A 24,430-nucleotide genomic window follows, 5' to 3' on the forward strand; every position below is an offset into this window, starting at 1 on the left:
TCATGCGGCCTCCCTCGGCATCTCCCACTTTGACGACGGAATACGATGGCTGAACCTGCCTACTTTGATCGTGTGCCGGCCGGTATCCGCGGTCTCGCGCCATACCAGCCGGGAATGCCCATCGAAGAACTGCGCCGGCGCATGGGCGTGGCCGATGTGATCAAGCTCGCGTCCAACGAGAATCCCCTGGGATGCAGTGCGTCCGTGCACGAGGCAATCCGAGATCCCGGGTCGCTCGCGCTCTATCCGGATGGGGGCGGCTTTGCCCTCAAGGCCAAGCTGGCCGCCTTTCACGATGTGCGCCCGGAACAGATCACCCTCGGCAATGGTTCAAATGATCTGCTGGAGTTCGTCGCGCGCGTCTTTCTTGGACCCGGCCGCGCGGCCATGTATTCCCAGCACGCCTTTGCGGTCTATCCCCTGGCGACGGCGGCGCAGAATGCACCCGCCATCGAGGTGCCGGCGAGGCCAGCGGATGCGCCGGACGCCTATGGCCACGATCTGGAAGGCTTCGCCCGCGCGCTGAACGAGGACGTGGCTGTGGTGTTCGTGGCCAACCCGAACAATCCCACCGGGACTTGCCTGCCGGCGGGGCAGTTCGCGGCCTTCATGGAAGCGGTCCCCGCGCAGACCATCGTCGTGCTGGATGAGGCCTACTGGGACTACCAGGCGCCGGAGACGCGCCCGGACATCAACGCCCTGTTGGCGCGCTATCCGAACCTGCTGGTCACGCGCACCTTCTCCAAGATCTATGGCTTGGCGGCCCTGCGACTGGGCTATGGCCTGTCACACCCTGATCTTGCTGATCTGCTCAACCGCGTGCGGCAGCCGTTCAATAACAACACGCTGGCCCTGCTCGCCGGTGAAGCGGCCCTCGACGATCAGGCTTTCGTTGCGGACTCGGTCGCGCTCAATGCGCGCGAGCGCGGCCGGTTGCACGAGGCCTTCGTTGCGCGCGGGCTGGGCGTGCTCGCCTCGCATGCCAACTTCCTCGCCGTGGACTGTGGCCGAGATGCAGCGCCAATCCATCAGGGCCTGCTCGAATCCGGCGTCATCGTGCGGCCCATGGCGAGCTACGCCATGCCGCATTTCCTGCGCATCACAGTGGGCACCGCCGAGCAGAACGATCGGCTGCTGCAGGCGCTGGATGCGGTGCTGACGCGCATGCCCTCGACCGCAGAGGCATGAGTATTCCCCAGCGCATCGCGGTCATCGGTCTAGGCCTGATCGGCGCCTCGCTGGCGCGCGCACTCAAGAATGGGGCGCAACCGCCGCGTATCGTCGGCTATGACCTCGACGCCGAGTCGGTGGCCAAGGCGCAGGCGCTGGGCTATATCGACGAGGGCGTCGCCTCGGTCGAGGCCGCCGCGCAAGGGGCGGACTGTGTGGTGGTGGCGACGCCGGTTCGGCGCATTGCGGAGATTGTCGGGCAGGTGCTGCATGCGGCGCCGGACTGCATCGTGACCGATACCGGCAGTGTCAAAGGCAGCATTCTGGCGCGGCTGCAGGCGACAGGCGGTGCGCTGGCGCGTTTCGTACCGGGGCATCCGGTAGCGGGTAGCGAGCGCTTCGGGGTCGAGGCGGCCGATGCTGAACTCTTTCGTGACCGCCGGGTGATTATCACGCCGCTGCCTGTCACCGAAGCCGCCGCCACAGCCGCAGTGGAGGCACTCTGGCAGGCAGTCGGTGCGCAGGTCGAGCGTATGGAGCCAGGCCATCACGACGAGGTGCTTGCCGCCACCAGCCATCTGCCGCATGTGCTGGCCTACGCCCTGGTCGACTGTCTGGCGGGCATGGAAGATCGACGCGAACTCTTCGCCTACGCGGCGGGCGGATTTCGCGATTTCACAAGGATTGCGTCCAGCAGCCCGGTGATGTGGCGCGATATCCTGCTCGACAACCGCGAGGTGCTGGATCACACCATCAGTGCCTTCGAAGACACCCTCGCGCAATTGCGCAGTGATCTGCGCAATGCCGACGACGATGCGGTTCTGGCAACGCTGCAGCGTGCGCGCTCTGCGCGCGAGCGCTTTCTTTCGTTGCTGGAAAACGCCCATACCGAGGTCTGACATGGATTTTCTCTGCCAACCGGCACGCGCGCTGCGCGGCCGTCTGCGTGTACCCGGAGACAAGTCGATTTCGCATCGCGCGGTCATGCTGGCCGCCATCGCCAATGGCAGCAGCCATATTCGTGGATTTCTGCCGGGTGAGGACTGCCTTGCCACGCTGCGCGCCTTCACCGGCATGGGCGTCAAGGCCGAGCGCCTGTCCGATACCGAATTGCGCATTCACGGCGTGGGGCGCTACGGCCTGAAGCCGCACGAGGGGCCGGTCGACCTCGGCAACTCCGGCACCTCGATGCGGTTGCTGTCCGGCCTGCTGTGCGCGCAGCCCTTTGCGATCACCCTGACCGGTGATGCTTCGCTGACGCGGCGACCGATGCGGCGTGTGACCGATCCACTGAGTCAGATGGGCGCACGCATCACGACCAGTGCATCGGGTACCGCGCCACTGACATTGGAGCCCCCGGAAGCGGGATTGAAGGCGATCCACTATCGCTCCCCGATGGCCAGCGCGCAGGTCAAGTCGGCGGTGCTGCTTGCCGGTTTGTACGCCCAGGGGCGCACCGAACTGACGGAGCCCGAAGCGACCCGCGACCATAGCGAGCGCATGCTGCGCGCCTTCGGTGTCGAGCTGGAGGCCCGATCCGGCTTCGCGGCACTGGAAGGCGGGCAGGAGCTGACTGCCGTGGATATCGAAGTGCCTTCGGATATTTCTTCGGCAGCCTTCTTTCTGGTCGGTGCCGCCATCACGCCGGGTGCCGAGCTGACGCTGGAAAGCGTCGGGCTGAACCCGACCCGCACCGGCATCATCGACATCCTTCGCGCCTTCGAGGCCGATATCCACATCGATAACGAGCGCACCCTGGGCGGTGAGCCCGTGGGCGATATTCACGTCCGCGGCGGTCGGCTGAAGGCAACCATGATTTCGGGCAGTGTGGTGGGCCGGGCCATCGACGAGATGCCGGCCGTCTTTGTGGCGGCGGCTTGCGCCAGCGGCGAGACCGTCATTCGCGACGCCGCCGAACTGCGCGTCAAGGAATCCGATCGCATCCAGAGCATGGTCAACGCATTGCGCACCCTGGGCATTTCCGCCGTACCCGAAGCCGATGGGGCGCGCATCCTCGGTGGGCGCATGCATGGGGGCGTGGTCGACGCCTGCGACGACCACCGCGTCGCAATGAGCATGGCCATCGCCAGCCTGCGCGCGGAGCAGCCGATCCGCATCCGCCACTGCGACAACGTGCACACCTCCTTCCCGGGCTTTGTCGAGACCGCAGGCTCGGTCGGCCTGGAACTGCGGGTGCTGCACGATCATTCGGGTGTGGCGTGAGCCGGCAGATTCCGCACTGCACGATTGACGGTCCCTCCGGCGTTGGCAAGGGCACGGCGGCGAAATGGCTGGCAACGCAGTTGGGCTGGCATCTGCTCGATTCGGGTGCCATGTACCGGGTGGCCGGGATCGCCGCCGAGCAGGCCGGTGTGCCGGTGGACGATCCGGCCGCGGTTGCCGATATCGTGCGTCGCATGAAGGTGCGCTTCGAAGGCGACAGCACGACCGACCACATCGCCCTGGAAGGCCGTGATATTACGGCTGACGTCCGGGAGGAGAGTGCGGCGATGCTGGCATCGCGGATCGCGGTGTTTCCGGAAGTCCGTGATGCCTTGCTGCACGCGCAGCGGGCCTTTCTGCAGCCGCCGGGCCTGGTCGCGGATGGACGCGATATGGGCAGCGTGGTCTTCCCTGAGGCGCCTCTGAAGATTTTTCTCGATGCCAGTGCTGAAGAGCGCGCGCGGCGGCGCTGCCGACAATTGAGACAAGCGGGGATGCCCGCTATACTAGCGGATGTTTTGACTGACATCCGGGCGCGCGATGCGCGCGATCGGGGTCGCAAGGTGGCGCCGCTGAAGGCCGCAGAGGATGCGGTCATCATCGATACGACCGAGCTCACCGTCGACGCGGTATGCGATCGGATTTTCAGTCTTGTGAAGGATAGCGGCCTCACTTCGGTGGTGTCGTGAGCAACGGGGCATGGCAAGGACGCCGTGCTATTGAAGACTCCCTGGCCGGGACGGATTCCGGGCAGATTGTTTATTGGTAGACCAACATCCTATGAGCGAAAGTTTCGCTGAACTGTTTGAACAGAGCCTCGCACAGGGGCAATCCATGCAGCCTGGCGCCCTGGTACGCGCCACCGTGCTGGAGATCAAGTCCGACGTCGTGATTGTCGACGCCGGCCTGAAGTCGGAAGGGGTCATCGCCCTTGACGAGTTCAAGAATGAAATGGGCGAGCTGTCCATCAACAGCGGCGACGAAGTCGAGGTCGCGCTGGAAACGGTGGAAGACGGTTTTGGCGAAACCCGCTTCTCCAAGGAGAAGGCGGAGCGCATCAAGACCTGGGGCCGCCTGCAGGACGCCTTCGACAATGGCGAGATCGTCAATGGCACGATCACCGGCAAGGTCAAGGGTGGCTTCACCGTCGACATCGGTGCGGTTCGTGCCTTCCTTCCGGGCTCGCTCGTCGACGTCCGGCCGGTTCGCGACACGGCCTACCTCGAAGGCAAACCGCTCGAATTCAAGGTCATCAAGCTCGACCAGCAGCGCAACAACATCGTGGTCTCGCGCCGCGAAGTGCTCGAAGCCGAATACAGCGCCGAGCGTGAACAGCTGCTCGAGACGCTGCAGGAAGGCGTGGTGCTCAATGGCGTGGTCAAGAACCTCGTCGATTATGGCGCCTTCGTCGACCTCGGCGGCATCGATGGCCTGCTGCACATCACCGACATGTCGTGGAAGCGCATCAAGGATCCGTCGGAAGTCGTGTCGGTGGGCGACGAAATCGAAGTCAAGGTGCTCAAGTACGACCGCGAGCGTCGTCGCGTCAGCCTTGGCCTGAAGCAGCTGGGCGAGGATCCGTGGGTCGACATCGCCCGTCGCTATCCAGAGAAGACCCGCCTGTTCGGCAAGGTCACCAACATCACCGATTACGGCGCCTTCGTCGAGATCGAGTCGGGTGTGGAAGGCCTGGTCCACGTGTCCGAGATGGACTGGACCAACAAGAACGTCAATCCGAACAAGGTCGTGACCATCGGCGACGAAGTCGAAGTCATGATTCTGGATATCGACGAAGAACGCCGTCGTATTTCCCTGGGCATGAAGCAGTGCGTGCCGAACCCGTGGGAAGAGTTCGCGCAGAACTTCCAGAAGGGCGACCGCGTCAAGGGCACGATCAAGTCGATCACCGACTTCGGCGTCTTCATCGGTATCGATGGCGGCATCGACGGGCTGGTGCATCTGTCCGACCTGTCCTGGAACGAGACCGGCGAAGAAGCGGTGCGCCGCTACTCCAAGGGCCAGGAAGTCGAAGCCACCGTGCTCGCCATTGACGCCGAGCGCGAGCGCATCTCGCTTGGCATCAAGCAGATGACGGCCGATCCGGTCGCGCAGTTCATCGGCGAGAACAAGCGTGGTGAGCAGGTCACCGGTACGGTGCGTGAAGTGGAGCCGCGCGGTGCATTGATCGACCTCGCCGAAGGCGTGGAAGGCTATATCAAGGCCAACGACCTGGCGCGCGACCGCGTCGAGGACGCCACCAAGGTGCTGGCGGTGGGCGACGAGTTGACCGCGACCTTTGTCGGTATCGACCGCAAGTCGCGCGTCATTCAGCTCTCCGTGCGTGCCAAGGAGATCCAGGAGGAAGAGGATGCCGTTGCCGAGTACAGCAACAGCCGCAACGCGACCACTGGTCGTACCTCCCTCGGCGATCTGCTCAAGGAGCACATCGGCGACTGATGCGTTGTACTGTCGATGGCGCTTGAAGAAGCGCCGTTATCGGCATGAAAATGCAGCAAATAGAAAGGGGCGCGGTTGCGCCCCTTTCGCTTTTCGCCTATCGTTGGAATCGATATTTGGGGGCCCGAGAATGACCAAATCCGAACTGATCGACCGGCTCGCGGAACGCGCCGCCTCCCTTCAGGTGCCGCACGGTGACGTCGAGATGTCCGTGAAGCTGCTGCTGGATACGATCAGTCGCGAGCTGGCAGCGGACCGTCGCGTTGAAATCCGCGGCTTTGGCAGTTTCTCCGTGCATCACCGGGATGCCCGTGTCGGGCGTAACCCACGCACCGGAGTGACGGTGGAGATACCCCCCAAGCGCGTCCCACACTTCAAACCAGGCAAGGCCCTGCGCGAACGGGTCGATGCCGGTATCAGCGGAGGGCAGGGCGGTGCATAGGCTGCGCAAGATTGTTGTCTTGCTGGTCGTCGTCGCGATCCTGATCGCTGGCTTGTCCCTGGGACTGTTCAATAGCGACCCGGTGACCTTCGACTATCTGGCGGGGCGGATTGAATTGCCGCTCATTGCCTTGATGGTGTTGTCGGGCGCAGTGACCGCGCTCGCCTGTGGTCTGATCAGCGCCATTCCCCTGGTTCGTCAGCGGCGGCGTATCGCGCGCCTGCAGAAGGAGCTGGAAAGCCTGCGTCAACGCGAAAGCGTGGCAGCCAAGCTTCCCGCGTCACAGCAAAGCTGATCGTGTTGTCCGGCCTTGGCATGGCGGTTTTACTGCTGCCGCTGGGGCTGGCGCTTGGCTGGCATCTGCACCGGGTGATGCGAGAGCCACCCGAGTCGCAACCCGGAACGCCGGTATCGGGGGACTATCTCGAAGGCCTGCAGCACCTCGCACACGATGATCCGGATCGGGCCATCGCCGCGCTGACGCGTGCCGTGGCAGTAGACAGTGAAACTATTGAATTGCATCTGACGCTGGGGCGTCTGTTCCGCAAGCGTGGCGAGGTCGATCGTGCCATGCGCATCCATCAGCACCTGCTGGCGCGCGACACCCTGCCGCCCGAGGAAACCAATCAGATCCGCTTGGAGCTGGCGCGCGATTACCACGAGGCAGGTCTGCTCGACCGCGCCGAGGGTCTGTATGCCGGGCTGCTCGATGACGGCATGTACATGGATGAAGCATTGCGTGCGCTGATCTCCATCTACGAGCAGACGCAGGAGTGGCAACAGGCCGAGGAAGCGGCGCAGCGACTGCAATCCACCGAGGGGCGCTCGCAAGCCACACAGATGGCGCACTACTGCTGCGAGCAGGCGCAGGCCGCCCGGGGCGCGAATGACGCCGATGGCGCCGTCGCGCATCTGGAGCGAGCGCTCAAGACGGATCCGCAGTGCGTACGGGCCAGTCTGATGCTGGGTGAGCTGCACGAGAAGGCGGGACAGTATCGCCAGGCCTTGCGCGCCTACGAACACGTCCCGGAGCAGGATCTGCGCTTCTTTCCCACGGTGCTGCCGGCCATTCGGCGGGTCTACAGCGCGCAGAATGACGTGGCGGGTTACGCACGCTACCTGCGTGCAGCCGAAAAGCATTACGACAGCGTGCAGCCCTCGCTGGCGCGGCTGCGCCTAGAGGCGGAGTCCGGCAAGGACGTGGTGGATGAACTGGTTGCGCTCTGCCGCAAACGGCCAACCTGGACGGGCCTTCGCATGCTGGCTGAGCGGCGTGCAGAGCAGGATGATCTCGCCCAGATGGTGCACGAAGGTCTGGAGTCCGCATTGCAGTCCGGACCCAAGTTCCGTTGCGAGTCCTGTGGTCTGACGCCGCGGATGCAGTTCTGGCAGTGCCCGAGCTGCAAGCAATGGGCGCGCGTGCGTCCGGTCAGCGATCGCCTCTGAGTACGATTAGCAATCCGCGTGCCCCGCATGGCACGGGCCGCCGGGTCGGTGCAATAAGTGACGATAGAGTAGGTTATGCTGTTCGGCCCGTGAGCAAGGGCAAGAAGCGCTTGGCAGGCGCGCCCGAAGCACGCACTATGCATAGCGAAAAGAGAGCGGATACACCGCCACGACAATGAGAAGCAACGAGGAGACATGTCAGCAGACCGTATTCCCCAACGTACGGCCCTCGTAACGGGTGCCAATGGCTTTCTCGGCAGCGAGGTCGTGCGCCGCCTCGTCGATGAGGGCTGGAATGTGCTCGCCTTGCATCGGCCTGATTCCGACCTGATTGCGCTTGAAGGGGTAGACGCGACGCTGATCACCTCGGACGTCCTCGATTCACCCGGTCTGGCCGATCAACTGCCGAACCGGCTTGACGCGGTCGTGCATTGCGCCAGCAGCACCAGTCTCTGGCGGCGGATGGGGCCGGAACAGCTTCGCACCAATGTGCGTGGCACCCGTGGACTGGCGCGCATTGCCCAGGCGCGAGGCGCACGCATGATCCATATCTCCTGTGCGGCAGCCTATGGTCAGCACAGTGGCGTCATCGCACCCGAGACCCCACGCACCGGCCGCAATTCGCCGGTGACTTTCGTGCGCAGCAAGGCAATGGCCGAAGTCGAGATCGAGCGCGGACTGCGCTCGGGGCTCGATGCTGTGGTTCTCAATCCGGGCTTCATGATGGGCGCGCGCGACCGCAAGGGCTGGTCGCGCCTGGTGCGCCTGGTAGCGCAACGTCGCTTGCCGGGCGTACCGCCGGGTGGAGCGACTTTCTGTTCGGCACGCTCGGTTGCGCTGGCGGCCATTCGTGCTATCGGCCATGCCTCCAGGGGTGCGCGCTATCTCATTGGTGGGGTCAACGTCAGTTATGCGGGTCTGGCGCGGGAGATCGGCACGCAGCTTGGCCATCGGCGCTTCCTCCGACCAGTACGGCCGGCTGTACTCAATGCCTATGCCCGCATGGAGGAGGCCATGGCGCCGCTACTGGGCCGTGAGCCGGACGTCACGCGCGAAGCGGTGACGCTTCTCAGTGGCAACACCTACTGCGACGGACGCGCCGCGCAGGATGCCTTCCAGCTCGAAACGGTGCCGCTGGAAACGATGGTGGCTGACTGCATCGAGTGGATGCGCAACTCCGGTCAGCTCTGACCGGAGAGGAGCGGACATTCAGCCATGGCGGCGGAGTGCGTTCGGCTCGTCCTCGTAGTCGGGCCGCCAATACTTGGGCAAGGTTTCGCGCACCTCCTTGCGGAAGCTGCGCAGACGCGCGCGCTCATCCTCGCTGAGATCCGAGTGGCGCAGACCGGCATCGAGCTTCTCCATGGCGGTCTCGGCATCCCCCCGTCGCCATGCGTAGGTGGCGCTTTGATAGGCAAGTTCGGCGCGATCGCCGCTGGCCCGCGCGGCGCGGGCAAGAATGCGGTGGGTTTCGGTGAAGGGCCGGACGTGCTCGAAACCGTCAAGGATGAACTGGCGCGCCTGCTCCGGTCGTCCGGCGTCCATCAGCGTCTCGGCGTAGGCGAAGCGAAGCGGGGCATAGCGTGGCTGCTGCTCGAGGGCCTGATCCAGAGTTGCCAATGCTTCCTCCGGCGCGCGGCGGCCGCGCGCGTTCTCGGCCTTGAGCAGCAGAAAATGGAGCTGGTCGGGGGTGTCCTTGAGGAGACGGTCGAGAATCTCGTCGGATGCCTGGAACTGGCCGAGCGCATGGTGGGAGAGTGCTGCGCCATACCACTCCGCGGGGTGGTCGATGCCGGATTCGATGCGCTGCTTGAAGTAGTCCAGCGCCTGGCTTGGCCGCTCTACCGTCAGAACCCGGGCGCGTGCGCGCATGATGCGGAAGGTCAACGGGCGAATCTCGTCGGCGCGTCCGGTGTGACCGTCGGCGCGCTGCCGCGCCTCGGCGATGCGCGTGGTATTGACCGGGTGGGTGCGTAGGATGTCGGGAATCTGTGAGCCGTAGAGGCGGGACTGCTGCTCCAAACGGCGGAAGAAGCTGACCATGCCCTGCGGATCGTATCCGGCGGCAATCATGGTGCCGATGCCGATGCGATCCGCCTCGAGTTCGTGCGTACGCGTAAAGGACACCTGGCGTTGCAAGCTGGCGGCCTGTCCGAGCGATAGCGCCCCGAGAACAACGTCGGGCGAGGCCGAGCCGGCGATGATGGCCGCGAGGACCGCGGCCCAGGTGGCGATGTCGGCGGCGCGCGTCCCCTGAATGGTGCGCGCGATATGCCGCTGCGTGACGTGGGCCAGTTCGTGCGCCACCACCGCGGCCAGTTCGTTCTCGCTTTCGGCGGCCATGATCAGGCCCGCATTGAATCCCATGAATCCGCCGGGTAGCGCGAAGGCGTTGATGCGTGGATCGCGCACCATGAAGAACTGCAGATGATCCGGGACCCGGCTGCCGTGCGAGGCAATGTGCCAGCCAAGACGGGAGATGTAGTCGGTGAGTTGCGGATCCTCGAGGGCGTAGCCCGCGGCGTGGATCTGCGCCGTAACCCGCGCGCCGATCTGGTATTCCTCGCGCGGTGACATGACGGCATCGGCCGGCTCGCCCAGCTGCGGCAACTCGATGTCTTCGTTGATGGGATGGCCGGCCGGAGGGACGGCAAACAGCGAGACCAGGCAGAAGCTGGCAACAAGGGTCCTGCGGGTGGCGCGCGGCATCAGGCGTCCTTTGGGTCGTTCGTGCTCTTCGACGACGAAGGACCGTCTTTGGTTCGCGCACGCGGACTGGCGAGGGCCGCTCCCATGCGGATGGGGGCGCCAGCCTGCAGTCCCTTATCCCAGCGAAGCAGACCGGGGCTTGCCAGCAGGATCACGGTAGAGCCCATATTGAAGCGGGCGATTTCCGCACCGCGTGCAAAGCGACCGGAAGCTGGCACAAAGTCCGAGGGGCGGCGTCGGTGTGGCGGACAGATGCGGCCAGCCCAGACCGTATCCACGGATCCGACCAGCAGGGCGCCGACCATGACCATGGCGAGCTGTCCTCCATCGCAATCGAAGTGCGCGACCACGCGCTCGTTGCGCGAGAACAGCGCGTCGCGCAGTGCGGCGGTGGTGGGGTTGACGCTGAACAGTCGTCCCGGCACGTAGCGCCAGCCTTTCAGTTCAAGGTCGCAGGGCGCGTGGATGCGGTGATAGTTGTATGGAGCCAGATAGATCGTGCAAAAGTCTCCGTCGAGATAGGCGCCGGCGTCGTCGGCAAGCAAGGCGCTGGCTGTGTAGTCGCGTCCCTTGGCTTGAATCAGCCGCTCACCGTCGATGGCGCCGAATTGACTGACCGTACCGTCCACCGGGCTGCACAGCGCTGTCGGATCGGAGGGAAGCGGGCGGGCACCATCGCGTAGCGCGCGCGTGAAGAAGGCGTTGAAGTGCGGATAGCTGGCCAGGTCGGGGTTGGCGGCGTCGCGCATGTCCACCGCGAAGGCGCGCGCAAACCCGCGGATGAAGGGAAGCCGAAGGGGCGCCCAGCGGATATGCGCAAGGCTGTGCACGATACGCGACAGCAGGCGGGTGGGCAGCAGGGCCTGGAGCGCAACGAAAAGGGGCGCGTGCCAGGGGAGCTTCGGCGTACTCACGAGGTGCCGAGGGTGGTGCGGAGATCGGCCGCCATGCGCGCGGGCTGATAGGGCGGTTGCAGATATCCCGCGACCTGACCCTGCGGGTTGACCAGAACAATGGCAGCGGTGTGATCGACGGTATAGCCACCATCCTCCTGCGGGGTATAGCGGTAGGCGATGGAGAGGTCCTTGGTCAGCCCGTCGATCTCATCCATGTCGCCGGTCACGCCAATGAAGGCGTCCGAGAAATAGCCGACGTACTGGGACAGCGCTTCGGGGGTGTCACGAGAAGGGTCCACCGTCAGAAAGACGATCTGCCATTGTTCCCGTTTGGGTCCTTCAAGCTTGTTCATGACATCACGCAATACGCCCAGCGTGGTCGGGCAGATGTCGGGGCAGTGCGTGAAGCCCGGAAAGATGGCAGTCCAGCGACCTTGGAGGGCCGTTTCGGTAAAGGCCTCACCGGAAGCGTCTACCAGCGAAAAAGGTGAAATGGCGCGGGGCTGCGAGAGAAGGATTCCACCTTCGAGCTGCCCACCGGAGCTGGGACGCAGGGTAAAGAGCGCGACAGCGAGGCCGACCAGCAGGGCGCTCACCGCGCCGACGGTGAAAAGGGAGGGGCGTGGCATGAACAGTGACCGTGGGTTCGCATTGCAGCGAGGGATGGGCGTTCGCATACTACCAAGCTGTCCCGTTCCGGTGCCCGGCTTCGCCCCTGTCGGCGATCGCTCGTTTATGTCTGACATTCCTGAAAGTGGTATCGACGAGGTCGTCGATGTGTTGCAAACGCCCGCTGATTTCGTGCGCTGGGGGGCGAGCGCCTTTGCGCAGGCGGATCTTGCCTTCGGACACGGCCTCGAAAATGCCCTCGACGAAGCCTATTACCTGGTGCGCCACAGCCTGAATCTGCCGCACGAGGTCCCCGAGTTGTATATGCGGGCACGTCTGTTGCCGGAGGAGCGCATGCGCGTGGCGCAGTGCATCCGCAGCCGCATCGCGCAGCGGCGCCCTGCGGCCTACCTCACCGGTGAGGCCTGGTTCTGCGGGCTGCGTTTCCGGGTGGACGAGCGCGTCATCGTGCCGCGCAGCCCTTTGGCCGAATTGATCGGTGATGCCTTTGCGCCGTGGGTTCCACAGCCGCCGGCGCGCATTCTGGACCTGTGCTCGGGCAGCGGCTGCATTGCCATTGCCTGTGCCATGATCTTCCCCGAGGCCGAGGTACACGCCGTGGAAATCGATCCAGGCGCGGCCGAGCTGATGTTCGCCAATATCGCCGACCACGGCATGCAGGACTGGGTCATCGGCCACGTCGGAGACCTCTATGCGCCGCTTGCGGCACAGAAGGTGCCGGCCTTCGACCTGATCGTGACCAACCCCCCCTATGTGCCGGAGGATGAGTGGCAGGACTTGCCGGCGGAGTATCATGCTGAGCCCAAGGTCGCGCTCGCCGCGGGGGATGACGGCATGGAAGTGGTCGCGCGCCTGCTGCGGGAAGCACCTGACTGGCTCAGTCAGGACGGGGTGTTGATCGGCGAGATCGGCGCCTCCACCGCGGAATTCGACGCCCGTTTCCCCGATCTCCCCGCGCATTGGCCGGAGTTCGAATTCGGCGGCAGCGGCGTTTTCATCATTGAACGTGCCGCCCTTGTGGATTGGCTGGCACAGCAGTAGGGAAGGCAATGTCAGGGAATACGCTGGGCAGAATGTTCTGCGTCACGAGCTTCGGCGAATCGCACGGGCCCGCCATCGGCTGCGTGATCGATGGCTGTCCGCCCGGGTTGAAGCTGAGCGAGGCCGATATCCAGCCGGCACTGGATCGCCGTCGTCCTGGGCGCTCGAAGTATGTAACCCAGCGCAAGGAGGCCGACGCGGTCCGCATCCTTTCGGGGGTCTTCGAAGGCGAGACCACCGGTACGCCCATCGCGCTGTTGATCGAGAACACCGACCAACGCAGCTACGACTACGACAAGATCGCGCAGGTCTTTCGCCCCAATCACGCCGACTACGCCTACATGCAGAAATACGGCCGACGCGACCATCGCGGTGGAGGCCGCAGCTCAGCGCGCGAAACGGCCGTCCGCGTGGCGGCGGGTGCGGTGGCTGCCAAGTATCTGCAGGAACGCCTCGGCATTCGCACGCGCGCCTGCCTGACGCAGATCGGTGAGATTGCACTGGCCATCAAGGATTGGTCGGCCGTCGATCAGAACGCTTTCTTCTGCGCCGATCCGGAGCGTGTGCCGGAACTGGAGCAGTACATCGACCGCTTGCGTAGCGAGGGGGATTCCGCCGGTGCCTGCCTGCAGGTTGAGGCAGAAGGGGTGCCGCCCGGCCTTGGCGAGCCGGTCTACGATCGTCTCGACGCCGAGATCGCCTGGGCGCTGATGGGAATCAACGCTGTCAAGGGCGTGGAGATTGGCGATGGCATGGCGGTGGCCGGCATGCGCGGCACCGCGCACCGCGACGAGATGCGCGCGGAAGGCTTTCTGTCGAATCATTCGGGCGGTGTCGCCGGGGGTATCAGCACTGGGCAGAACCTGATCGCGCGGCTGGCGATCAAGCCGACCTCGAGCATCACCACGCCCGGTCAGTCGATCAACGAGCACGGCGATAACGTCGAGATGCGCACGACTGGCCGGCACGACCCCTGCGTCGGTATTCGCGCGGTACCCATCGCCGAGGCGATGGTCTCGCTGGTCCTGATGGATCATTGGCTGCGTCATCGCGCCCAGTGTGGCGATGTCGAAGCCGCCACGCCGCGTCTGCCTGCCCAAGCGCCCGACGCGGATCGCTAGGGTGTGAGCGAACGGGCGCTCTATCTGCGTCTGTCGGCGTTCTACCTGCTGTACTACGGTGCGGTGGGATGCTTCGTGCCGTACTGGCCGTTGTACCTGCGGGATTCCGGTCATAGCGCCTGGGTGGTCGGAATGGCTTTTGCCGTCTTGGGCACACTGCGTATCGGGGTCCCCTTGCTTTGGGGCCGCGTTATGGATCGTCGCGGGCAACGTATGCCGGTGATCGTCGTCACCATGCTGATCTGCAGCGCCCTCTTTGCGGTCATGCCGCATGTCCACCACAGTCTGGCCTTGCTGCTGGGCCTCCATGCCGCCTACGCACTGTTCTGGAATGCCGCCTTGCCGGCCTTCGACGTCATCACGCTGCACAGTACCCGTCATACACGGCTCGACTACAGCCAGATCCGCCTCTGGGGAAGCGTCGGCTTCGTGGTGACGGTGCTTGGCTGCGGCGCCCTGGTGGAATCCTACGGGGCAGGGGTCGTTCATCCCATGGTCGCAGTACTGATGCTGGCCATGGTGGCGTTGGGGCTTTACATCCCCGACACGCAGGGCGGCGCACGCGTACAGCCGGTACGCGGTGCCCTGCTGCGCCATTTACGGCAACCCAGCGTCGTCGCACTGCTGATCACCGCCTTCCTGTCACAGCTCGCCTTCGCCCCCTTCTACAGCTTCTTCTCGATCTATCTTCAGGAGCACGGCTACAGCAGTGCGGTTACGGGGCAGCTTTGGGCGCTTGGCGTCATTGCTGAAATTGGCGTCTTCGTGGTCGCCAGTCGCCTGCTGATGCGCTACGGCGTGCGCGCCACGCTGCTTTTCTCCTTGGCCAGCGGCGTGCTGCGCTGGGCGCTGCTGGCGCTGGCCGTGGATCAACTGTACTGGCTGGCCTTCAGTCAGTTCCTGCATTTCGCCAGCTTCGGCCTCTATCACACGGCGACGGTGGTCTGCATGCACCGGCTCTTTCCCGAACACCTGCACGGTCAGGCCCAGGCACTGCTCGCGGGTCTCAGTTTTGGCGCCGGTGGAGCCATCGGCAATCTGATGACGGGCTATGCCTGGGATGCGCTCGGCGGCCCCGTGGTCTTCATGGGTGCCGCGGCGGCCGCCGCGCTGGGCTGGCTGGTCGTCGCCACAGCACTGCGCGATCCAGCGCCGCAGCCTATTCCAGACCGACGAACAGCAGGCGATTCGGAGAACCCTCGCCCACGCTGAGCGTATCCGGCGTCGCGTCTTCGAGCAGGCGGCGGCGCACGGTCTCGGGATCCGCCGTCGGGTCCTGACCCAGAATCAAGGCGGCCGCACCGGTGACATGCGCGGCTGCCATCGACGTCCCACTGAGCAGTGCCGCGCCGGTGTCGGTGTCGTGGCGTGCCGAGACGATGTCATTGCCAGGTGCCATTAGGTCGACACATCGCCCCGGGTTCGAGAAGGCGGCACGTCGATCCTCGCGTGTCGTTGCCCCGACCGTCATGGCCGCCGCCGATGCCGCCGGTGACACGGTGCAGGCGTCATCGCCACCATTGCCGGCGGCAGTGACGACCACCAGTCCGGCGCGTTGCGCGGTGGCAGCCGCGCTCTCGATGGCGGTGGATCGATCGCCGCTGATACTGAGATTCATGATCGCCGGTGCCTCGTGATTGCGGAGAACCCAATCCATGCCCGCCAGCACATCGGACACGCGGCCTTCTCCCTCGCAATCGAAGATGCGCACCGGGTGCAGCAGCGCCAGCGGGGCGACACCGTAACGGGTACCTGCGGCCGTGCCGGCAACATGGGTGCCATGGCCGTTGCAATCGTCCGGTGGCGCATCGGGCTCGCGGATGTTCTGGCCTTCGCGTACGCGGTTGAGAAAGTCAACATGCGACGCATTGATCCCGGTATCGACGATGTACAGGTGGATCCCGGCGCCATCACCTTCCGGGATATAGCGCCCATCCAGCGGCCGCTCGCGCTGGTCGATCCGATCGAGCCCCCAGGGTGTGGCCTGGAGGTCGGGTCCGTTGCCGGGGAGAAAGGGCAGGCGAATGAGGCGGTCCTCTTCCACCACGCGCAGCCCGGGCTGATCGGCAAAGGAGGAAGGGGTGAGGGAGCCCAGCACTTCGATCAGGATGCCGTTGATGGCCTCGAAGGGGCCGAGCAGCAATTCACCGAGATCATTGAGGATCAGGTCATTGACGAAGCGGATCAGCTCGACAACCTCGCCGTTCTCGTCCCTCACCGTGCTGCGCCGGATCTGAACCACTTCCGGATCGAAGAGCAGGATGTAGCGCGTACGCTCGGCGCTTGCCGCGCCGTCGCCTGCGGTACTGCTTTGCTCAATGTCAGGGGGCTCGCTGGTACAGCCCAGCAGTCCCGCCAGAAGCAATGTAATGGCGGCCTGCTGCAGCCGCAGGATCAGCGATCGCGCCATGAGGGGTCTCCCTTCCTTTCTCAACGACCAAGTGTGCGATCTGACGATCGTTAGCGCAACGCGGGGGCCTCAGCGCATGGTGTTGCCTAACGAGGGTGCTATAGCGTCGATCGTGCGGTGTGAGCGGCATACACGGCAGTGAAACACTAGAATGCTGCTCCCCGTTGGGCCAGTGAGGACGCCGTGGCCGGCAAAACGCTCTATCAGAAGATCTGGGACGCCCATACCGTCACCGCTTACGACGACGGTAGCGCGCTGCTCTACATCGATCGCCACCTGGTGCATGAAGTCACCAGCCCGCAGGCATTTGAAGGGCTGCGTCTGGCCGGGCGCAAGCCCTGGCGCGTGGACGCCAACCTGGCGGTGCCGGACCACAATGTGCCGACGCAGAACCGCGCGGCAGGCATCGCCGACCCGATTTCGCGGGCGCAGCTGGAGGCGCTGGATGCCAACTGTGCCGAGTTCGGTATCACCAAATTCGACCTGCTCGATCGCCGTCAGGGCATCGTGCACGTGATTGGTCCGGAGCAGGGGGCCACGTTGCCCGGCATGACCGTCGTCTGCGGCGATTCGCACACCTCCACGCATGGCGCATTCGGGGCGTTGGCCTTCGGCATCGGTACCTCGGAGGTGGAGCACGCGCTTGCCACCCAGACACTGGTGCTGTGGCCCGCCAAGACGTTGCGCATCACCGTGCGCGGCGCGGTGGGCAAAGGCGTGACGGCCAAGGACATTGTTCTGGCCATCATCGGTCGCATCGGCACCGCCGGCGGCACCGGTCATGTCATCGAGTTTGCGGGGGAGGCCATCCAGGCGCTGTCGATGGAAGGCCGCATGACGGTCTGCAACATGAGTATCGAGGCAGGCGCACGCGCCGGCCTCATCGCCGCTGACGACACCACCATCGATTACATCCGTGGCCGGCCCTTCGCGCCCCACGGGGAAGAGTGGGAGCAGGCCGTGGCCTCATGGCGCGCGCTGCACAGCGATGCGGATGCCGTTTTCGACAAGGAAGTCGTCCTCGAAGCCGCGGATATTGCACCGCAGGTGAGCTGGGGCACCTCGCCGGAGATGGTGGCGCCGGTCACCGACCGCGTACCCGATCCCGCGCAGGAACAGGACAGCGCGCGCCGTAATGGCATGCAACGCGCTCTGGAGTACATGGGGCTGACCGCCGGGACGGCGCTGCGTGATATTGCCGTCGACAAGGTCTTCATCGGTTCCTGCACCAATGCACGCATCGAAGACCTGCGCGCGGCGGCCGAGGTGGTCAAGGGCCGCAAGCGCGCGGACAGCGTCAAGCTGGCCATGGTCGTACCGGGCTCGGGCTTGGTGCGCGAGCAGGCGGAATCGGAAGGCCTCGACCGCATCTTCACCGAGGCCGGCTTCGAGTGGCGGGAGCCGGGCTGTTCCATGTGTCTGGCCATGAACGCGGACCGTCTGGAAGCAGGCGAGCGCTGCGCGTCCACTTCCAATCGCAATTTCGAAGGGCGTCAAGGTGCCGGTGGCCGTACCCATCTGGTCAGCCCGGCCATGGCGGCGGCTGCGGCCATTGCTGGCCACTTTGTCGACGTTCGGGAGTTCCACTGATGCAGGCCTTCACCACTCACCAGGGGCGCATGCTGCCGTTGGACCGCGCCAATGTGGATACCGACGCCATCATTCCCAAGCAGTACCTGAAATCGATCCGCCGGACCGGCTTCGGTCCCTTCCTGTTCGATGACTGGCGCTATCTCGATCCCGGCACCCTGGATATCGATCCGGCCACCCGCCGTGTCAACCCAGACTTCGTCCTCAACGAGCCGGCCCGCGCGGGCGCCAGCATTCTGCTGGCCCGCGACAACTTCGGTTGCGGCTCCTCCCGCGAGCATGCGGTATGGGCGCTGAAGGACTACGGCATCCGCTGCGTGATTGCCCCCAGCTTCGCCGACATCTTCTTCAGCAATTGCTTCAAGAATGGTCTGCTGCCGATCGTGCTGGACAACGCGGCGCTGGATCACCTGTTCGCCACGGCCAGCGCCTCGCCCGAGCGCGAGGCCCATATCGACCTCGGCGCGCAGATCGTGTCCTGTGACGACCAGCAATTCCCCTTTGATATCGACGCCAAACGCAAACAGAACCTGATGGAAGGACTCGACGAAATCGGTATCACGCTGACCCAGGCGGATGCCATCCGCGCCTATGAGGCGCGGCGCCGCAAGGAAGCGCCCTGGCTGTTCCGGGGAGCGCAGGCATGAGCGCGCGCCTGCTGTTACTGCCGGGCGACGGCATCGGTCCTGAAGTCATGGCCGAGGCCGAACGCGTGCTGGAATGTCTCAAAACCCATCATGGCCTCGCGGTTGAATGGAGCTTCGGCCTGATCGGCGGGGCAGCCATCGACGCGCACAACGATCCGCTTCCGGCGGAGACCCTGGAAGCGGCTCAGGCTGCCGATGCGACCTTGCTCGGCGCTGTGGGAGGCCCGAAGTGGGAGGCCATCGAACGCGCCCTCCGCCCGGAACGCGGCTTGCTGCGCATCCGCTCGGAAATGGGCCTCTATGCCAATCTGCGCCCTGCGATGCTGTTCAGCGAACTGGCTGCAGCCTCTTCACTGCGGCCGGAACTGGTAGCGGACCTCGATATTCTGATCGTGCGTGAACTCACCGGAGGCATCTATTTCGGGCAGCCGCGCGGCATCCGCGAGGAGAACGGCGAGCGAGTCGGCTACAACACCGAGGTCTACAGTGAATCGGAGATCGAGCGCATTGCGCGCTCCGCCTTCGAGGCCGCGCGCAAGCGCGACCGTCGCGTCTGTTCGGTAGACAAGGCCAATGTGCTCGAATGCTCCGAGCTCTGGCGCGAGGTGGTCACCCGGGTGGCGGCGGACTATCCCGACTGCACGCTGAGTCACATGTATGTCGACAACGCCGCCATGCAGCTGGTGCGCGCACCCAAGCAGTTCGATGTGGTCGTGACCGGGAATCTCTTCGGCGACATCCTGTCGGATATCGCGGCAATGCTGACGGGTTCCATCGGCATGCTGCCGTCGGCCTCGCTGAATGCACGCGGGCAGGGCTTGTATGAGCCGGTCCACGGCAGTGCGCCCGATATCGCAGGGCAGGGCAAGGCCAATCCGCTGGCGACCATCCTGTCGCTGGCCATGCTGCTGCGTCACTCACTGGACCGGGGCGATCTGGCCGAGCGGGTGGAATCGGCAGTGGGTTCGGTGCTCGCCAGCGGTCTTCGCACCGCCGATCTCGCCGGCGACCAGTCAAAGCCAGTATCCACGCAGGCGATGGGTGATGCCGTGGTGGCCCAGCTTCAGAGCTGAGGACCGCTTCTTCCTCCTTTCAATGGTTCGATCATGAGCAAGACGTTTGATGTAGCAGTCGTGGGTGCCACCGGCGCAGTCGGTCAGGAAATGCTGAAGGTGCTGCGCCAGCGCAAGTTTCCGGTGGGCAAGGTCTATGCCTTGGCCTCGTCGCGCTCGGCTGGTGAGGCGGTCGACTTCGGCGATGACGAGCTGATCGTCGGTGATCTCGCCGAGTTCGATTTCTCGAAGGTGCAGATCGGCCTATTCTCGCCCGGCGCCAGTGTTTCGGCGATTTATGCCCCCAAGGCTGCCGAAGCCGGCTGCGTGGTGGTCGATAACACTTCGCAGTTCCGCTACGACAAGGACGTGCCGCTGATCGTACCGGAGGTCAATGCGCATGCCATCGCGGGGTACACCCAGCGCGGCATCATCGCCAATCCGAATTGCTCCACCATTCAGATGCTGGTGGCGCTCAAGCCGATCTATGACGCCGTAGGGATCACGCGCCTGAATGTAGCGACCTACCAGTCCGTCTCCGGCACCGGCAAGGAAGCGATCGACGAGTTGGCTCAGACCAGTGCCCAGGCGCTGAGCGGGCAGCCGATCGAGTCCAAGGTGTACCCCAAGCAGATCGCCTTCAACTGTCTGCCGCACATCGACAGCTTCCAGGACAACGGCTACACCAAGGAAGAAATGAAGATGGTCTGGGAGACCCAGAAGATCTTCGAGGACGACGCCATCCTGGTGAACCCCACCGCGGTGCGCGTGCCGGTGTTCTACGGCCATTCTGAGGCGTTGCATATCGAAACGCGCGACAAGATCACCGCCGAGTCCGCGCGCGCGCTGCTTGCCAAGGCGCCCGGCGTGAAGGTCATGGATGAGCGTGCCGATGGTGGCTATCCCACCGCCGTGACCGAAGGCGCCCATCACGACGAGGTCTTTGTGGGTCGTATTCGCGAGGACATCTCGCACCCCCACGGCCTCAATCTCTGGGTCGTGTCGGACAACATCCGAAAAGGCGCAGCGCTAAACAGCGTACAGATCGCCGAAGTGCTCGCGGAACGCTATCTCTGAACGATGCGACGAACGGCGGCTTTCAAGGATTTTGAAAGCCGCCTGAGCGGGTTACAAGCGCTTCGTAATGCAGTAGGCTCACTTTCAGAGCCATCCGGGGTGCCAACCAACATGTCCGCGCTGTCACGTCTTACGCTGCTGGCCGCTATCGCTTTATTTGCTTCGGCCGCACATGCCGTGGGCCTCGGCCCTGTGGAATTGCGCTCCTATCTGAATGAGCCGCTGCGCGCCGATATTGCGCTGCGCGACGTGCCGGCCGATCGACTGGAACGTCTCGGCGCGAGCATCGCCTCCGAAAGGGCTTATGAAGAACTGGGGCTGGCACGCAACGACTACCTGCGTAACGTCAGTGCCACCCTGGCCATGGAAGACGGTAAGCCCGTGGTGCGGCTGCGCGGTCAGCGCCCGCTGCAGGAGCCGCTGTTGGAGGTGCTGGTGGTCGTACGCGAAGGCCGGCAGATGGTCCAGCGCAGCTACACACTGCTCATCGACCCACCCCAGTTTGCGCCGCAGCCGCAACAGCCGGGTCCGGCGCCGGCGCCCACGCCAGCCCCAGCCCCAGCATCCCCGCAACCGCTGCCCACTGAAGCGGGGGAGACATCCCCGCAATCCGCAACTGCGCCCGCAGAAGCCGCGCCGGCGGAGCGTGCGAGTGTCGTAGATGCCGTGGAATCCGCCCCCGATGCGGCGTCGGAGCGCATGGCAGCGATGGAAGTGGCTAGGACAGCATCTCCGCCTGCTGAAGGCGCGCCGGAATCGACGGCGACGCAGACTGCCTCTCCGGATCGCAGCGAACCACCGATGGCGGAGAAGGCAGCGACCGAAGCAACCGATACCGAGGCGGTGGAGGATCAGCAAGCGGCCCCGGCAGCAGGCCGGTCGCCGCGCGAGGAAGCTCCGACCTTCTTCACCACCGAATCGGAACGGAAACTGGATCCCGAGCTGCTGGCGGAGATTGGCCAGGGACCCGCAGCAACAGAGACAAACCGTAGCTCAGCGGGTGCGAGCGTATCGCCGAGGCCCACGGCCGGCGTCTACCCGGTCCGGCGCGGTGAAACGCTGTGGCGAGTCGCGAGCAATACCCGTCCACCGGGGTCCGGTATCAGCATGCAGCAGATGATGCTCGCCATCATCGAGAACAATCCGACCGCCTTCGAAAATGGTGATGCGCGTCAGCTGCGCGCCGGCGCGCGCTTACGCATCCCCGATGCCACCAGCATTCGCGCCATCGATCAGGCCCGCGCGCTGCGCCAGATGAAGGCCATGCTCGAAGGGGGGCAATCGATTGGAGCAGTCTCGACAGCACCCGTGCAAACCGCTGACGCCAGTGATTCCGATGCCGTCGCAGCGACCGAAGCGGCTACCGAAGAGGCAGGCGCGGCTGCCGCCAGTCCGGATGTACTTGGCACCGATGGCGAAGCTTCCGAATCCGCAGTGGCTGAGACCGAGGATGACGCGGGGCGGACGCCGGCTCGGAAGGAAGCCGGAGCCGGAGACGCCGCGCAGGGAGAGGATCCCGAAGAGTCTCCGCTAGCCGCCGAGGCTGCAGACGATACAAGAAATGTGGTGGCGGCAGAAGAAGGGACAGGGGGTGCGGCGGATGCCAATGGGGCCATGGTGCAAGGCGACGTATCGCCAGACGCGGTGGCTGCCGCCGGACCCGGCGCCGGAGAAGCACGCGATGCGACGGCATCGTCGCAAAGCAGCGAGGAACCGAAGGCGGAAGCTCCGGATCGCCAGGCTGCAGCCGGCCCACAGGAGGCGACCGCGCCGGAACAGGCGCCAGCCGTCACCGAGGCCGAGCGCTCTGCAACTGCGTCATCGCCTCCCGCCATTGCACCGGCAACCTGGCTTGGCTTGCCGTGGTATCTACTGTTGGTGGCAGCGGGCGTTGTGCTGCTTGGCGCCGCCGCCATCATCGAAATGCGTCGTCGTGGCGCGCGTCGCGCTGCGGCCCAGGCCGAGGACGAGCCGACCACGGTCAGCCTGACAGCGGCATCTACGGCGCCCGCCCCGCTCGCGACAAACTCCCATGACGAAGGCGCTTCAGAGGCTGAATCCGCAGAGGCAACGCAAGTGTCAGAGCCCGGCGACGACGCGCTTGGGGAGGCCGGCGGCGCTGAAGACCCGCTAGCCGATGCCGATTTCCGTATTGCCTACGGCATGTACGACGACGCTGCCGAGCGGCTTACCGACGCCATTTCCCGTGATCCCGAGAATGCGGCACTTCGAGTGAAGTTGGCGGAGGTGTACTGTGCTGCCGGCGACCGAGAGCGTTTCCTTGATGCCGCCGATGCCGCGGCACGATCGGGCTTGTCCGCCGACGAGGAACGTGAGCTCGCGGAAATGGCGGGAAGGATTGCACCTGACTCACGCTTTGCCACCGCCATCGGGGCCAGCATGGCGGCGGGTGCCATGCTCGGGCAGGATGAGGGCGAAGCGGCCATAGATCCTGCAGGCCCCGACACTGGCGAAGACCTGGAAGTAGCGGCCGTGGCCGAGACGTCTTTCGATGACGCTTTCGAAGCTCCGGATCGGAGTGATAGTGCCGACAGCGACAGCCGCGTCGATGAAATTGCCGAAGCGGCTGCGGACCCTGGTGCCGATCTTGATGGACTGCTCGATGATCAGGATGCGGCGACCGGAACGCCTACGGAGGTGCCCGAGCCGACCGGGAAAGGTGCCGACGCGGCAACCGAGCACGAAAGCGCTGACAATGTCCTGGAATTCGATCTGGAAGGGCTCGAATTCGGCGATGCGCCAGCACCATCTGCAAGTACGGGCGCCGAGCCGGCGGACCCAACGGCTGGTAGCTCCGATCATGCGCTGGATTTTGATCTGGACAGTCTCGATCTTTCCGAGGATGCGCCCGCGTCGCCCCCATTGACGGCCTCTGCTGAAGAAGCCAGCCCGGTGGACGAGAACGCGCTGGATTTCGACTGGGAACTGCCCGAGGAGGATGACACCGCGAGCGAGCCTCCGGTAAGCGCTGCTGACGTGAGCGGGATGGGGCCGGACGCCTTTGATGCAGCGAACAACGCGATCGACACCGACGCCTCCACCGAGGCCACAGTATCACCGTCCACCGACCTGCCATTGGATGGCGATCCCCTCGCTGTCTCGAATTCGGACGCGGATGGCTTTGATCTCGACGATTTCTCCCTGGAGGATTTCGACGTCGATGGAAGTGGCGAGCCTGCTACCGACGCCGCGCAATCCGACGCCGGGCAGGGTGTTCCGATGCTGGAGTTGCCCGCGGAGGAGCCTCCCAGCTCGTCGGCGACAGGCGAGGAGGATGCCTTCGCGCTTGATGACTTCGAGATCGATCCCGGTGCGGGGCCGACCAACGGCGACGGCGGCGGGGATCAGGGGGTAGCAGGCCAACTCGATCTCGCCCGTGCCTATGTCGACATGGGGGAGGGTGATATGGCGCGCCCGCTGCTCGAGACGGTCGTTCAGGGCGGGGATGCAACGCAGCGCGCGGAGGCGCAGCGCCTGCTCGATATCGTCGGATAGGCG

General features: G+C 64.8%; 19 protein-coding genes and 1 pseudogene. 16 read left to right on the forward strand and 4 right to left on the reverse strand.

The features are described from left to right. Window positions 1–45 precede the first annotated feature (45 nt). The 8 genes and pseudogenes from hisC (at window position 46) to ACOOFO_RS09430 (ending at window position 8,929) form a co-directional block, all read left to right on the forward strand. Entirely contained in the window at window positions 46–1,188 is a 1,143-nt protein-coding gene (gene hisC, locus ACOOFO_RS09395; protein WP_420426520.1) for a histidinol-phosphate transaminase, read from the forward strand. After that, window positions 1,185–3,393: pseudogene (locus ACOOFO_RS09400) on the forward strand (bifunctional prephenate dehydrogenase/3-phosphoshikimate 1-carboxyvinyltransferase). Before hisC ends, ACOOFO_RS09400 begins: the two are co-directional and overlap by 4 nt. Continuing rightward, complete coding sequence (cmk, locus tag ACOOFO_RS09405; RefSeq protein WP_420426521.1) at window positions 3,390–4,082, forward strand: (d)CMP kinase; 693 nt, start codon at window positions 3,390–3,392, stop codon at window positions 4,080–4,082. Before ACOOFO_RS09400 ends, cmk begins: the two are co-directional and overlap by 4 nt. A gap of 91 nt (window positions 4,083–4,173) precedes the next feature. After that, on the forward strand, window positions 4,174–5,850 hold the full coding sequence (rpsA, locus tag ACOOFO_RS09410; RefSeq protein ID WP_420426522.1) for a 30S ribosomal protein S1: 1,677 nt from the start codon (window positions 4,174–4,176) through the stop codon (window positions 5,848–5,850). Window positions 5,851–5,980: 130 nt separating this feature from the next. Beyond that, window positions 5,981–6,292, forward strand: a complete 312-nt coding sequence (locus ACOOFO_RS09415) for an integration host factor subunit beta (protein ID WP_420426523.1) — start codon at window positions 5,981–5,983, stop codon at window positions 6,290–6,292. 19 nt (window positions 6,293–6,311) lie between these two features. Further along, entirely contained in the window at window positions 6,312–6,587 is a 276-nt protein-coding gene (locus tag ACOOFO_RS09420; RefSeq protein ID WP_420426524.1) for a LapA family protein, read from the forward strand. Window positions 6,588–6,607: 20 nt separating this feature from the next. Continuing rightward, entirely contained in the window at window positions 6,608–7,738 is a 1,131-nt protein-coding gene (locus ACOOFO_RS09425; protein WP_420426525.1) for a tetratricopeptide repeat protein, read from the forward strand. 195 nt (window positions 7,739–7,933) lie between these two features. Continuing rightward, a complete protein-coding gene (locus ACOOFO_RS09430) occupies window positions 7,934–8,929 on the forward strand; it encodes an NAD-dependent epimerase/dehydratase family protein (RefSeq protein ID WP_420426526.1) in 996 nt (331 codons plus the stop codon). Window positions 8,930–8,947: 18 nt separating this feature from the next. Here the strand turns inward: ACOOFO_RS09430 and ACOOFO_RS09435 are convergent, their stop codons facing one another. The 3 genes from ACOOFO_RS09435 to ACOOFO_RS09445 are packed head-to-tail and all read right to left on the reverse strand — an operon-like array spanning window position 8,948 to window position 11,972. Continuing rightward, entirely contained in the window at window positions 8,948–10,447 is a 1,500-nt protein-coding gene (locus ACOOFO_RS09435) for a M48 family metalloprotease (protein ID WP_420426527.1), read from the reverse strand. Continuing rightward, window positions 10,447–11,361: an archaetidylserine decarboxylase gene (asd, locus tag ACOOFO_RS09440; protein ID WP_420426528.1), complete on the reverse strand. Its 915-nt coding sequence runs from the start codon at window positions 11,359–11,361 to the stop codon at window positions 10,447–10,449. Before asd ends, ACOOFO_RS09435 begins: the two co-directional genes overlap by 1 nt. Further along, window positions 11,358–11,972, reverse strand: coding sequence for an SCO family protein (locus tag ACOOFO_RS09445; protein ID WP_420426529.1), 615 nt, complete (start codon window positions 11,970–11,972; stop codon window positions 11,358–11,360). The genes asd and ACOOFO_RS09445 overlap by 4 nt, the downstream gene beginning before the upstream one ends. 106 nt (window positions 11,973–12,078) lie before the next feature. Here ACOOFO_RS09445 and prmB point away from each other — a divergent pair, with 106 nt between their 5' ends. Genes prmB through ACOOFO_RS09460 form a run of 3 tightly spaced genes read left to right on the forward strand, consistent with a single transcriptional unit; the run spans window position 12,079 to window position 15,347 of the window. Continuing rightward, the gene (gene prmB / locus ACOOFO_RS09450; RefSeq protein WP_420426530.1) at window positions 12,079–13,014 is read left to right on the forward strand and encodes a 50S ribosomal protein L3 N(5)-glutamine methyltransferase; all 936 of its coding nucleotides are present in this window, start codon (window positions 12,079–12,081) and stop codon (window positions 13,012–13,014) included. A gap of 8 nt (window positions 13,015–13,022) precedes the next feature. Further along, window positions 13,023–14,135, forward strand: a complete 1,113-nt coding sequence (aroC, locus tag ACOOFO_RS09455) for a chorismate synthase (RefSeq protein ID WP_420426531.1) — start codon at window positions 13,023–13,025, stop codon at window positions 14,133–14,135. A 3-nt stretch (window positions 14,136–14,138) separates the two neighbouring features. Continuing rightward, window positions 14,139–15,347, forward strand: a complete 1,209-nt coding sequence (locus tag ACOOFO_RS09460) for an MFS transporter (RefSeq protein WP_420426532.1) — start codon at window positions 14,139–14,141, stop codon at window positions 15,345–15,347. Here the strand turns inward: ACOOFO_RS09460 and ACOOFO_RS09465 are convergent. Continuing rightward, the gene (locus tag ACOOFO_RS09465; RefSeq protein WP_420426533.1) at window positions 15,295–16,545 is read right to left on the reverse strand and encodes a S8 family peptidase; all 1,251 of its coding nucleotides are present in this window, start codon (window positions 16,543–16,545) and stop codon (window positions 15,295–15,297) included. The two genes, ACOOFO_RS09460 and ACOOFO_RS09465, sit on opposite strands and share 53 nt — an antisense overlap. Window positions 16,546–16,728: 183 nt before the next feature. On the opposite strand from ACOOFO_RS09465, the gene leuC reads away from it, so the two are divergent. The 5 genes from leuC (at window position 16,729) to ACOOFO_RS09490 (ending at window position 24,427) form a co-directional block, all read left to right on the forward strand. Beyond that, the gene (gene leuC, locus ACOOFO_RS09470; protein WP_420426534.1) at window positions 16,729–18,135 is read left to right on the forward strand and encodes a 3-isopropylmalate dehydratase large subunit; all 1,407 of its coding nucleotides are present in this window, start codon (window positions 16,729–16,731) and stop codon (window positions 18,133–18,135) included. Next, a complete protein-coding gene (leuD, locus tag ACOOFO_RS09475) occupies window positions 18,135–18,782 on the forward strand; it encodes a 3-isopropylmalate dehydratase small subunit (RefSeq protein ID WP_420426535.1) in 648 nt (215 codons plus the stop codon). Before leuC ends, leuD begins: the two co-directional genes overlap by 1 nt. After that, window positions 18,779–19,855 (forward strand): 3-isopropylmalate dehydrogenase, encoded by a 1,077-nt coding sequence (leuB, locus tag ACOOFO_RS09480; RefSeq protein WP_420426536.1) that lies wholly within the window; start codon window positions 18,779–18,781, stop codon window positions 19,853–19,855. The genes leuD and leuB overlap by 4 nt, the downstream gene beginning before the upstream one ends. 33 nt (window positions 19,856–19,888) lie before the next feature. Then, a complete protein-coding gene (locus ACOOFO_RS09485; protein ID WP_420426537.1) occupies window positions 19,889–20,911 on the forward strand; it encodes an aspartate-semialdehyde dehydrogenase in 1,023 nt (340 codons plus the stop codon). 111 nt (window positions 20,912–21,022) lie between these two features. Beyond that, window positions 21,023–24,427 (forward strand): FimV/HubP family polar landmark protein, encoded by a 3,405-nt coding sequence (locus ACOOFO_RS09490; RefSeq protein WP_420426538.1) that lies wholly within the window; start codon window positions 21,023–21,025, stop codon window positions 24,425–24,427. The last annotated feature ends 3 nt before the right edge of the window (window positions 24,428–24,430 follow it).

Origin of the sequence: Algiphilus sp. (genome assembly GCF_965216485.1) — a bacterium.
Taxonomy (GTDB): domain Bacteria; phylum Pseudomonadota; class Gammaproteobacteria; order Nevskiales; family Nevskiaceae; genus Algiphilus.